General features: G+C 46.7%; 9 protein-coding genes and 1 pseudogene. 8 read left to right on the forward strand and 2 right to left on the reverse strand.

The window, feature by feature from the left end; genetic code table 11:
• Positions 1-177: 177 nt before the first annotated feature.
• A complete protein-coding gene (gene trxB / locus AB4Z30_RS21345; RefSeq protein ID WP_090924450.1) occupies positions 178-1,119 on the forward strand; it encodes a thioredoxin-disulfide reductase in 942 nt (313 codons plus the stop codon).
• 128 nt (positions 1,120-1,247) lie between these two features.
• The gene (locus AB4Z30_RS21350; RefSeq protein WP_441929474.1) at positions 1,248-1,478 is read left to right on the forward strand and encodes a glutaredoxin family protein; all 231 of its coding nucleotides are present in this window, start codon (positions 1,248-1,250) and stop codon (positions 1,476-1,478) included.
• 350 nt (positions 1,479-1,828) lie between these two features.
• Here AB4Z30_RS21350 and AB4Z30_RS21355 read toward each other — a convergent pair whose 3' ends face one another.
• A complete protein-coding gene (locus tag AB4Z30_RS21355) occupies positions 1,829-2,026 on the reverse strand; it encodes a hypothetical protein (RefSeq protein ID WP_123065878.1) in 198 nt (65 codons plus the stop codon).
• Positions 2,027-2,179: 153 nt separating this feature from the next.
• Entirely contained in the window at positions 2,180-3,343 is a 1,164-nt protein-coding gene (locus AB4Z30_RS21360) for an ROK family protein (RefSeq protein WP_441929475.1), read from the reverse strand.
• 409 nt (positions 3,344-3,752) lie between these two features.
• Here AB4Z30_RS21360 and xylA point away from each other — a divergent pair, with 409 nt between their 5' ends.
• From xylA to AB4Z30_RS21390, 6 genes and pseudogenes are all read left to right on the forward strand, one after another.
• Positions 3,753-5,069, forward strand: a complete 1,317-nt coding sequence (gene xylA / locus AB4Z30_RS21365) for a xylose isomerase (RefSeq protein WP_441929476.1) — start codon at positions 3,753-3,755, stop codon at positions 5,067-5,069.
• A gap of 868 nt (positions 5,070-5,937) precedes the next feature.
• Positions 5,938-7,431 (forward strand): xylulokinase, encoded by a 1,494-nt coding sequence (gene xylB, locus AB4Z30_RS21370; RefSeq protein WP_441929477.1) that lies wholly within the window; start codon positions 5,938-5,940, stop codon positions 7,429-7,431.
• Between the two features lie 363 nt (positions 7,432-7,794).
• Positions 7,795-8,547, forward strand: coding sequence for a glycosyltransferase family 2 protein (locus AB4Z30_RS21375; RefSeq protein ID WP_441929478.1), 753 nt, complete (start codon positions 7,795-7,797; stop codon positions 8,545-8,547).
• Positions 8,548-8,566: 19 nt separating this feature from the next.
• Positions 8,567-9,304, forward strand: a pseudogene (locus AB4Z30_RS21380) (hypothetical protein); the annotation flags it as partial.
• A 423-nt stretch (positions 9,305-9,727) separates the two neighbouring features.
• On the forward strand, positions 9,728-10,798 hold the full coding sequence (locus tag AB4Z30_RS21385) for a glycosyltransferase (RefSeq protein WP_441929546.1): 1,071 nt from the start codon (positions 9,728-9,730) through the stop codon (positions 10,796-10,798).
• A 1,089-nt stretch (positions 10,799-11,887) separates the two neighbouring features.
• Positions 11,888-12,514 carry a bifunctional 4-hydroxy-2-oxoglutarate aldolase/2-dehydro-3-deoxy-phosphogluconate aldolase gene (locus AB4Z30_RS21390; protein WP_441929479.1) on the forward strand — a complete coding sequence of 209 codons (627 nt, stop codon included), beginning with the start codon at positions 11,888-11,890 and terminating at the stop codon, positions 12,512-12,514.
• The last annotated feature ends 270 nt before the right edge of the window (positions 12,515-12,784 follow it).

Consider the following 12,784-nt stretch of genomic DNA (forward strand, 5'->3'; position numbering starts at 1 on the left):
AACAACAGATTAGAATGATTATAAATTAGAATTCCGTTTCTGCATAGGTGAATCGTCATATTCGCAGGCAGCTCTGATGGACATGATGTGGGCTATCCGTTCTAGTGTATGCAAAGGCTTGCGCTTTTGATGCCGGAGAGCTTGATCTTTTTGCAGAACATGGGGGAGGAACTATACATGTATAAATCAATTATTATTGGAACAGGCCCTGCAGGGCTGACAGCAGCAATCTATCTGGCACGCGCCAACTTGAACCCACTCGTTATTGAAGGACCGCAACCCGGCGGACAACTGACAACAACGACAGAAGTGGAGAACTTCCCGGGTTTCCCTGATGGCATCATGGGCCCTGAACTGATGGACAACATGCGTAAGCAAGCAGAGCGTTTTGGCGCAGAATTCCGTACGGGCTGGGTAAACAACATCGACATGAGCGAGCGTCCTTTCAAAATCCAAGTCGAAGGTATGGGCGAACTCGTATCCGAAACGTTGATCTTGTCTACAGGCGCATCTGCTAAATATTTGGGTATCCCAGGAGAAGAAACAAACGTGGGCCGCGGTGTCAGCACATGTGCGACATGTGACGGATTCTTCTTCCGTAATAAAGAAATTATCGTTATCGGCGGCGGCGATTCCGCACTTGAAGAAGCAAGCTTCCTGTCCCGTTTCGGTTCCAAAGTAACACTGGTGCACCGTCGTGAAGAACTGCGTGGTTCCAAAATCATGCAAGATCGTGCACGCAGCAATGAGAAAGTAGAAATGGCACTGAACCGTACACCACTTGAAGTGATTGCTGGCGACAACGGCGTAACTGGTTTGAAAGTGCTCAACAACGCAACTGGTGAAGAAGAAGTAATTCCGGCAAGCGGCGTATTTGTAGCGATTGGTCACACACCAAATACAGGTTTCTTGGGTGGTCAGATTACTACAGATGAGCATGGTTACATTTTGACTACACCAGGTACTTCTGAAACAAACATCCCAGGCGTATTCGCATGTGGTGACGTTCAGGATACACGTTACAAACAAGCAATTACGGCTGCAGGTAGCGGATGTATGGCTGCGATGGACACCGAGAAATTCATTGAAAGTCTGGAGCACAGCGCAGTAGCATTGTAATTCGTAACCTTCTAAATAAACTGGATATTGGATCACAATGTGAAAGTCCAGTGTTTGAATAGTGCTTTATTAAGCTTATAAATAATTTAACCGTATAAATCAAATAATCATTATGAGGTGAATCGAACATGGAAAACGTAATTGTATACACATCCACAAACTGCCCAAACTGCAAATCCGTCAAGTCTTTCCTGGCTGATAAAGGTATTGCTTACGAAGAGCGCAACATCGAAACAAGCGATGAGTTTGCACAACAAGTATGGGACATGGGCGTACGCGCGGYTCCTCTGACTGTGATCGGTGAACACCGCATTCTGGGTATGAACAAAACACAATTTGCTAAAGCATTGGACGCTTAATCAACGATTGGCTAGTATGTAGGCTGGCTAAGTGGAGAGCGATGAGGTTTGTATAGAGAGATTGTATTCAAAATCTGTACAAGTCTCTGTATGCGCATATCAGAACTGAGCTATTCCGGTTCGCGCGAGCCGTTTGAATATAGAAGTAAGATTGGGAAGAGGTCGTACCGTATAAGGTACGGTCTTTTTCAATTTTTTTAAATGTTGGAAGGATGGCATAAAAACAAAAAGAAGACGCGTAAGGCAACGTCTGGACTTGAGGACATTGCGCATAAGCGTCTCCTTTTTTGCCGGAGAAACATCATTTGCCTTTGCGTATAGGAGTACATTCAAGCGTAAAGAATTCTCCGCTAGAAAAAAATACTCATACACGTCTGAAATACGACATACACCAGTAAACCTGACAACATGTACATGAAACCAGCCTTCTTTTTGCTCTGAAAAAATCGAAGTATGCCCAGGCTGAACAGGGGCGCAAGCACAATCAGGAACAGGAGTACGGTGACAAATACTGGCGCCGAGATATCTGATGTATCCACGTAGGTCACGAGTTTTCACTCCGTTTCATTATCGGATAACACAGCAACGATAACGCTGCCATGACAAAAATCACATAATCTCATTATACCTCTGGATTTCTTTAACAAAAAGGGAGGAAATGGGGCGAAATCTTGTCAATTTTAATGATTTTTAGCTAAATATTAAACAGACACCCTTACATTACCCAAAAATTGGGATATCGCAGAATAAGCAGCCCCTATTCGAGTCGAACGGCTACCAAGTGCAGCCCATTCAACTTGCAGACTTCGACGGTGATAAGGCAGAGTGCGTTCCTCGACCACCTGTTTGAGGGCTGATTCAATCCAAGGTTTAGCTTCCGAAAGAGGCCCTCCAATAATAATTCGCTCTGGGTTAAAGCTATTTACGATGTTGGTAATGCCAACGCCCAACTTTCGCCCGATGTTATTGTATAAGGCTATCACTTCCTGGTGTCCGTTCTGGGCGTGTTCAATCAGTTCTTTGGTCGTATATGCAGGCAGGTGCTGCTGATCCGGGTGTTCGTATACTTTTTCCGAGGCATATAACTCCCAGCATCCCCGATTGCCGCAAGAACATGGCAGACCCTCTGCTTCAATGGACATATGACCAGTCTCACCGGCGTATCCCCAAGCACCCTTATATAATTCACCATCAACCATAATACCTGAACCAATCCCGATCCCTGCACTGATATAGATCAGATGTCGCACACCAACACCTGCACCAAAATTCAATTCACCACGTGCTCCCGCGTTGGCCTCATTATCAATGGTGACAGGCAGGTTGAAGCTTTCTTCCATCATGACTCGTAAGGGCACCATCTCCCACTGCAAGTTGGGTGCAAACAGCACGGTGCCTTGCTCATCTACCATCCCGGGAACACCGATGCCAATGCCAATGACACCATGCGGAGAGGGAGGGGCTTGCTTCATCAGGTGACTTGCAGCCAGCTTTAATTGTTCAAATACAGACGCTGTATCATGCTGCTCAAGATCGACGGCATAATCGGCAACGATATGACCTTCTAGGTCGGTGAGTACACCTTTCAGACGGGTTACGCTCAGTTCCAAGCCAACCGCATATCCAGCCGTACCTCGAAAAAGCAGCATTAGAGGTTTACGTCCACCACTGGATTCTCCTGGCCCAATCTCCTGCACCAACTCATCGCTGATCAGATCCGCCACCAGATTGGAAACCGTTGCTTTGTTAAGGCCGGTCACTTCGGACAATTTGGCTCGGGAAAGGGGGGCGTGACGGCGGATCGTATCTAGTACGATCGACTTATTTATTTTTTTGACCAGCATCTGGTCTCCGGTAATTTTCATATTGTTAAGGCACTCCTATTCTTTCTCTTTTTATATAAATTGAACTGAACAGATTTACACGGACACTTCGATGACAGAATAACCTTTCGATCGCTGTTATCCCCAGATTTTTCGATTCCCCTATTAAAGGGGAAAATCCGGTGATAAATGCGAACGCTTCGCTTCTACAGGTTTTTTCTGTCCTCTCCGTTCATGTGTAAATTAAATGGTTCAACTTATATAAGTAAAGGCTCTCATGACTATCCGCTAAGAAGCTATTCGACTATTATAGCGTAAACGAACCGGGAAAAAACAATTTTATTTTAACTTTGTTTAACCAATAGACAAAGTAAAAAGGATGTGTTAGGATAACGTTGTAAACGATTTCTTAAACAAACTCTTTTAAAACTTTTGAGGAGGCATTTATCACATGGCCTATTTTGAATCCGTTAATAAGATTGCATTCGAAGGTAAAGATTCCAAGAATCCATTTGCTTTTAAACATTATAATCCACAAGAAGTTGTCGCTGGCAAAACGATGGAAGAGCACTTCCGTTTCGGTATGGCTTACTGGCACACATTAACTGCAGGCGGTAGCGACCCGTTCGGTGCTGAAACAGCAGTACGTTCATGGGATAGCTACTCCGGTCTGGATAAAGCGAAGGTTCGTGTAGAAGCGGCTTTTGAATTCATGGAAAAAATGAATCTGCCATACTACTGTTTCCACGATGTAGACGTGGCTCCAGAAGGCACATCACTGCGTGAATTCTACAGCAACATCGATACAATCGTTGATCTGTTGGAAGAGCACATGAAAGCAAGCGGCAAAAAGCTGCTGTGGAACACGGCTAACATGTTCTCTAACCCACGTTTCATGTTTGGTGCAGCATCTACTTGCAACGCAGACGTATACGCTCACGCAGCAGCTCAGATCAAAAAAGGTCTGGAAGTAGGTAAACGTCTCGGTGCAGAAAACTATGTTTTCTGGGGTGGCCGCGAAGGTTACGATACATTGCTGAACACGGACATGCAACTGGAGCAAGACAACATTGCTCGTATGTTCCATATGGCTGTTGACTATGCAAAAGAAATCGGCTTCGACGCTCAGTTCCTGATTGAGCCTAAACCTAAAGAGCCAACAAAACACCAATACGACTTCGACGCAGCAACTTCCATTGCGTTCTTGCAAAAATATGATCTCGACAAACAGTTCAAACTGAACCTTGAAGCGAACCATGCAACGCTGGCTGGTCACACATTTGACCATGAAATTCGCGTAGCACGTATCAATGGCATGCTCGGTTCCCTGGATGCGAACCAAGGCGATCTGCTGATTGGCTGGGATACGGACGAGTTCCCGGTTGATATGTATGATGCAACGTTAACGATGTACGAAGTGTTGAAAAACGGCGGTCTGGGCAAAGGTGGCGTAAACTTCGACGCGAAAGTTCGTCGTGGCTCCTTCGAACCTGAGGATCTGTTCCTGGCTCACATCGCAGGTATGGATACGTATGCGAAAGGTCTGAAAGTAGCTTCCAAGCTGATCGAAGACCGTGTATTCGATGAATTCATCGAGCAACGTTACAGCAGCTTCAACGAAGGCATCGGTGCAGAGGTTGTTGCAGGTAAAGCAACACTTGCTTCCCTCGCGGAGTATGCACTGAACAACGAAAACCCACGCAAAAACCAATCCGGACGTCAGGAATTGCTGAGAGCAAAACTTAACCAATACATCTTGGCTGACTAGGGTGGGTCTGAAAACGCTGAAGGAAGCAGATTTTGCCGAATTTTCGTTCCCAACAAGGAAGTTTACCGCAGGCGTGCCGGGGCACGTCAAGGGAAAGTGACGCAGTTTGGGGCGAAAAGGGGGGTAAAAGATGCACTTCAGTCGTTTTCAAGACACGCTCCGATAACAGTCATAGAGGGATACTGTATTCTTGCCCGAGCGTACTGCATATGACTAGATCATAGCCGCAGATAAAGCAGGAATCATACCTCTTCCTACTCGGTGCAAAAGTATGTTGCACCCTGGACGTTGAATAAGCGTGACATTCAAACCGTCCCCGCTTTCCTCTGGGAAGGCGGGGACGGTTTGTTGTCATTGAGGCCCTTTGCCCCAAACGAGTACGTTTGTACCGTTTGAAAGCAACGTTACAAGGGGCATGCAGAAACGGAGTGGACAGAAAGAACCCGGAGAAGCGAAGCGCTCGCATTTACAACCGGATTTCACCCTTGAAGAGGGGGAAGTGAAGAAATCCGGGGGTAAGGGCGATCGAAGGGTTTTCTGGTCACGGAGTGACCCAGCATGCCGTCCCAATGCTTTTATGCTTTTTAAATAAACCAATGACGAATGAAATGTCAGTGGAACCCACGTTGCCCCAAACGAGTACGTTTGTACCGTTTGAAAGCAACGTTACAAGGGGCATGCAGAAACGGAGTGGGCAGAAAGGACCCGGAGAAGCGGAGCGCTCGCATTTACAACCGGATTTCACCCTTGAAGAAGGGGAAATGAAGAAATCCGGGGGTAAGGAAGATCGAAGGGTTTTCTGGTCACGGAGTGGTCTTCCATGCCCCACCTAAGGTTTCAATCCCGTATAAACGAAAGGAGTATACCTATGAGTTATGTAATCGGCGTCGATCTCGGAACGAGCGCGGTCAAGACCGTTTTGGTCAATCGTGAAGGTAAAGTGGCATTTGAAGCATCGGAGGCTTATCCGCTCTACCAGCCTAAGGCTGGGTATAGTGAACAAAATCCAGAGGATTGGGTGGAGCAGACGATCGTTTCGCTTCGCAAACTGCTGGAAGTATCAGGCGTGCAGCCTTCCGAAATCGAAGGATTGAGCTTCTCGGGCCAGATGCATGGGCTAGTACTGGTGGATGCAGAAGGCAAACCACTGCGCAATGCCATCCTGTGGAATGATACCCGAACGACAGCACAGTGCCGCCGGATTGAGAAGGTGCTTGACAGCAAGTTGCTCAGCATTGCCCGGAACCGTGCATTGGAAGGGTTTACGCTACCTAAAATTTTGTGGGTGCAGGAAAATGAACCAGAATTGCTGGATCAAGCGTCCTTGTTCCTGTTGCCAAAAGACTACGTCCGTTATCGCCTAACCGGCGATTACGCCATGGATTACTCTGATGCAGCAGGCACGTTGCTGCTGGATGTGGCAGGTAAACAATGGAGCACGGAGATCGCATCCGCATTTAATCTGCCGATGACGCTTTGCCCTCGCCTGGTTGAATCATTCGACGAAGTCGGCACCTTGTTGCCTGAGATTGCAGAGCAAACAGGTCTGGCGCCAGCGACCAAAGTATTTGCTGGCGGCGCCGATAATGCCTGCGGTGCAATTGGCGCAGGCATACTCAGTGAAGGACAGACGATGTGCAGCATCGGTACGTCCGGAGTTGTTCTCTCGTACGAAGAACGAAAGGATCTCGATTTCGAAGGGAAAGTGCACTTTTTTAATCACGGGGAGAAAGATGCCTTCTATATTATGGGTGTAACGCTTGCAGCGGGATACAGTCTCTCTTGGTTCAAAGATACCTTTGCAGCAGATAAATCATTTGATGTTCTCCTGCAGGGCATTGACCAGATTCCAGCAGGAAGCAACGGTCTGTTGTTCACGCCATATATCGTAGGGGAGCGAACACCTCACCCGGATGCGAACATTCGAGGCAGTTTTATCGGCATGGATGCCGGGCATAAGCTGGAGCATTTTGGACGTGCTGTAATGGAAGGCATCACGTTCTCGTTACGTGAGTCGATTGATATTTTGCGTGGTGCAGGCAAAACGGTCAATGAGGTGATTTCCATTGGGGGCGGAGCGAAGAACGAAGCTTGGCTACAGATGCAAGCGGACATTTTCAATGCAACGATTGTGAAGCTGGAGAGCGAGCAAGGTCCGGCGATGGGGGCAGCAATGCTGGCGGCTTATGGCAGTGGCTGGTTCCCGACGATGCAAGAATGTGCGGCGGCATTTATTCGTCCAGCGAAGTCCTACGAACCAAATCCGGAGACGGTGGCAGTATATGACGGTTTGTTTGCTCTTTATCAAGAGGTGTACGGACAGACACGTGGTTTGAATGATCGTTTGGCAGAATATCGTTAAATCGAAATATGCATCAGTAGTCCGTATTCAAGAATAAACTTATAGAGTTGCTTAGATAAAAGAAACATTCGAGAAGCATTCGCGCAAGCGAGTGCTTTTTTTGTGTTTGGTGTCGAAGTGAATCCCAAGCTTGGAAGAAAAGATACGATCTTTTGCAAAGGCTCTTTCGCACATGTGGCTGCCTATCTCTGGCATGAAACGTGGCGACGCGTGACGTGGTTGGAAGCTTGCACACGGTGGGAAACCGCTGGCTCGTGGCTAAGCCGAAACACTTTACCCTGCATAACCGGATTCAGGCTTAGCATAGATTGGATATAGAGTGTTCGGATCTATAAAGGAAACAGGAAGCGTGGGGGTGAGAGGTTGGGTGAGCAGGAGCAAGAACAGGAACAAGAACATAAGCAGGAGCAGCTAACGAGGAACAAGCCACATATCACCTTGTCGATGATTGTACGCAACGAGGAGAAACGCTATCTCAGACAGGCACTGGAAACACATCATCCATGGATTGATCGGGCTGTCATTATTGATGATGGAAGCACGGATGGGACGGCTGCCATGTGCAGAGAGCTTTTACACGGTATCCCTCTTGTACTAGTGCAGAATCCGGTCTCCCGTTTTTCTGATGAGGTGAGTCTGAGAAAGCAGCAGTGGGAGCAGACCATTGCAACCAAGCCAGAGTGGATTCTCAATCTGGATGCAGACGAGATTTTAACGCCGGATTTTGGGGTCTTGCGAGATGAAATATTAAGTGGATCGGAAGAAGCGATTTATTTCCGTTTGTTTGATATGTGGAGTGAGACCGCGTATCGGGAGGATGCCTTTTGGCAGGCACATGTGTATTATCGTCCTTTCCTGGTCAGATATCAGCCCGGGATAGTTTATGAATGGAAGGAAACACCGCAGCATTGTGGACGATTCCCGATGAACATTCAGCATTTTCCTTATGCCTGTCACGCTCCGAGAGTGAAGCATTATGGCTGGGCAAGAGAAGAAGATCGTGTTCGCAAATATGCGAGATACCAGACACTAGACCCTGAGGCACGGTATGGATGGAAGGAGCAATATGAGTCGATATTGGATGCAGATCCACGGCTTATTCCATGGTCTGATTAAGGGGAAGGGAGTAAGCTTAATGAGGAAAGATCAACTAAATAGTAATCACAGTGACAAACGTGTCGAAGGTGAACTGCGAACGGATGCCATACCCTCCAAGGCAGAGAAGGAAACGGGAGAAACGTTAAGAATAGAGCAAGAAAAAGAAAAAGAAAAAGAAAATGAAAAAGGAAAAGAGCCAGCACACAAACAAGAGCATGCCCCGGAGCAAGTACAAATACAGAAGCAAGAGGGGAATTCCAAACAAACAATAGAACCGAAGGGAAAAGATGGGGTACAGCCAATCGAATTAGAGACTGCACAAGGTAAAAGCGAGCATATTCTGATTGCTAGCCCTGTTCGGCAGACAGCAGCTATTTTGAATGAATTTTTAGATTCCCTGCAAAGGCTGGGACGAATGACGGTTCATACGGATTACTTGTTTATAGATGACAATGAGGAAGAAGTTTCCTCCCAAATGTTGCATGATTTTGTACTTCGACATAACGGTACGGTGATTCATGCTCGTGATCTGAATGATGCAGAGAGCATGGACACGGACAATCATCAAGGAAACTACAACAAAGATGAAGGTGGACACTATTGGAGAAACGAACAGGTATGGCGAGTTGCTAGGTTGAAAAACGACATTTTACAGTACGCCCGTGAGCATAATTATGATGCCGTGTTCCTGGTCGATTCCGATCTGGTACTGCACCCGAAAACTCTTGAACAGCTTGCCAATAGCGGGAAAGAGATCATCTCCAATATTTTCTGGACTCGCTGGCAGCCGGGAACGAAGGAAATGCCGCAGGTATGGCTTCAGGATGAGTACGCACTTTATGGGCGTGGTGGTTCAGCTCTTTCCGGAACAGAGGCGGAAGATGAGGATACACAGGCGAGTACATTTCTAAACCAGTTACGTGTTCCGGGCTGTTATGAGGTAGGTGGGTTAGGCGCCTGTACACTCATTCGGCGGTCTGTACTTGAAGCGGGAGTGAATTTTGACCGCATTCCCAATGTATCTTTTTGGGGAGAGGACCGCCATTTCTGCATTCGTGCTCAGGCGTACGGTTTCCAACTGTTTGTAGATACCCACCATCCAGCGTATCATATCTATCGTTTATCTGAATTGCCGGGGGCAGCGGCCTATAACCGCAGAATCCGACGAGGTGAAGAGGCAATTAGCATTACCTTGTGTATGATTGTGAAAAATGAAGAAATCTCCCTCGCCAGATGTCTGGACTCGGTAAAAGGCATTGCCGATGAGATCGTCATCGTGGACACGGGTTCCACGGATCGTACACGAGAGATTGCGGCTCAGTATACGGATTGTATTTTCGATTTTGAGTGGGTGGATGATTTTGCTGCGGCACGGAATTTTGCCTTTGATCAGGCATCCAGCGAATATATATTGTGGCTCGATGCTGATGATGTGTTTGAACCGGAGGATCGTGCCAAGCTTATCACACTGAAACGTAATCTTGATCCTGAAGTGGACAGTGTGACGATGGACTATCATCTCTCATTCACGCCTGAGGGCAAGGTCGCGTACAGTTTGCGTCGGAATCGTCTGGTGAGACGGGATCGCCAGTTTCGCTGGATTGGGGCAGTACATGAATACTTGGCTGTAGCAGGCAATTTGCTGCATAGTGATGTAGCTGTGACCCATAAAAAAGATAAGGTACACACGGATCGAAATCTACGAATTTATCGCAAACGCGAGCAGGCGGGTGAAGAGTTTTTGCCCCGTGATCTTTATTATTTTGGCAATGAACTGAAAGACCATGCTCAGCATGAAGAAGCCATAACGTATTACGAGAAATTTCTGGATACCGGACTGGGGTGGGTGGAAGATCGGATTGCAGCTTGCCAAAAAATTGCGGATTGTGAGGCTGTACTGAAACGTCCGGAGAGGGAAGCAGCAGCGTTATTTCGGGCCTTTGCCTATGATCTGCCTAGAGCCGAGGTATGCTGCCGTCTGGGGGGGTATTTTGCTGATAGAGAGGATTACCGTCAAGCCGTATTCTGGTATAAACAGGCTGTGCAGGCGATCCGTCCAGCTGATCCGATGGTTGTGCTGAATGAGGCTGCATGGACCTGGATGCCGCATCTGCAATTATGTGTATGTTATGATCGTATGGGCAATCGTGCGAAGGCCAAGGAACATAACGATATTGCACTAGCCTATCATCCAACTCATCCGAGCATGTTGTATAATGATCGATACTTTAAGGATACGGCGAAAGAAAGTGCGTTGGAGAATGCATAAAGTTTAGCTTGATGTGCTTTAGTAGCGATATGCTTTAGTAGCGATATACGATCAGTACGTTAGTTGCCAAATGCATGTAATGCACGGAAATGTTGCGTGTGTAGCTCCTCCTTCTCAAAAAACGATATAAGTTGAACTATTCTTTTACACTTTAACGGAGAGGACAGAAAAAATATGGGGATAACAGGGATTGGAAGGTTCTTCTGTCATCGAAGTGGACTGTGTGAAATCTGTAGTTCAACTCATATAGAATGAATTCTAAGGTTAACAGAGTCCACCTCTTCGTGATGAAGAGGTTTTTTGTTTCTATTTTAAAAATCAAAAGTAAGGAGGTGTGTCCACAGGGGAGAACATCGGCAACGTTATAATGAAGAATTTAAGAAAAAAGCGGTGAAAATTCATCCAAAAAAAACGAAGACACTTGGGGATCTCGCGGAGAGCTCAATATCCCGAAAGATAAGTTTGCGGAAAACCATCGCTCCGCGTTTTCTTTGGAGAAAATGTTCGCCAGTTTAGACGTATCTCGGAGTGCTTATTAAAATGTCGGCATGGATATTACAAGGAGTTATTGGGATTTATGGTGCCAGGGGAACTGCACCGACTTTATTCTAACGATCACAGGAGAGCTTATTTTAAGGTTTTTGATGGGGTGAGAATTCTAACGATCACCACAAACGCTATTTCGCTAAAAATCATATAAATTGGGTGGAATCATCACTAATTTGAGTAAATAAGCTCTCTGGTGATCGTTAGAAAATAAAAAGTGGCAAATCAGGCCAAATAAGGTTTCTGGTGATCGTTAGAAAATGTGATGAGATGCCTAAACCGAATTGGAGCTAGTAATTGCAATGCCCTTATGCCCTGATCCCTTGATCTATTGGTTGTTCTGACACCACGCGGAGACTCATTGTTGTTTTGTTCACACTCCCTATGTTCATAATCACTATGTTCACACTCCCTAGTATGGATTAATGTATTTCTTCTAGGGGAGCCTATGCATTACAATAGTGTGTAACGGAAAAGCGGTGAACACCACATGACGGGTCCTCGGCTGCCGAATCTGAATGAAGCAAGGGGAAGTGAATGGATATGAATCTGACTGAAGTACTATTGGAATCGAGACTGGTCGCGATCGTGCGCGGTATAAGCCGTGAAGCGGCGGTTACGGCTGGACAGGGCATGACCGACGGGGGCATTCGTCTAATGGAAGTAACGCTGAATACACCGAATGCTCATCAGATTATTGCGGATTGGCGTGAACGTTACGAAGGACAGGCCTATATCGGGGCAGGGACGGTACTCAATGTGAGTATGGCGAAGGAAGCGGTGGCTGCAGGGGCACAATTTTTGGTCTCCCCTAATGTCGATCTGTCTGTCATTGAATATGCTGTAGAACACGGTGTAGAGATCTGGCCTGGGGCGATGACACCAACGGAGATTGTAGCTGCGTATGAAGCAGGGGCTCGAGCTGTTAAGCTGTTTCCTATGGCCAGCCTGGGTATTCCATACCTTCGTGAGATCAAAGCACCTCTCGATCACATCCCACTGCTGGCAACGGGTGGAGCGACACTAGAGAATATTGCTGCCTATTATGAGGCAGGTGCAGCCGCGGTGGGCTTGGGTAGTGCTCTTTTGCCAAAAGAAGCTTTAACATCAGGTGACACCGCACAAATTGCAGATCGTGCAAAGGCATTTGTAGAAGCCGCTAATACGTGAACGGACAGATAAGTGGATGGGTAGGCAGATAGGTAGGCAGTTAGGTAGGCAGGCAGTTAGGTAGGCAGGCAGTTAGGTAACCGAATAGGGGAACGTTAATAAAGAGAACCAACCCTAAGTTTTATTCTGGAGAAATAGAGAGCAAGCCATAGACATTAGGGTAAATATAAAAAGAGTTTACATGGTTATTCGTTATTACAAAAAATGAGATCATTTAACGTACAGCTGATCATGCTATCGTATGATGAGCATATGCCAGTAGCCAGAGAG

It is taken from the genome of Paenibacillus sp. 2TAF8 (assembly GCF_052114825.1).
Classification (GTDB): domain Bacteria; phylum Bacillota; class Bacilli; order Paenibacillales; family Paenibacillaceae; genus Paenibacillus.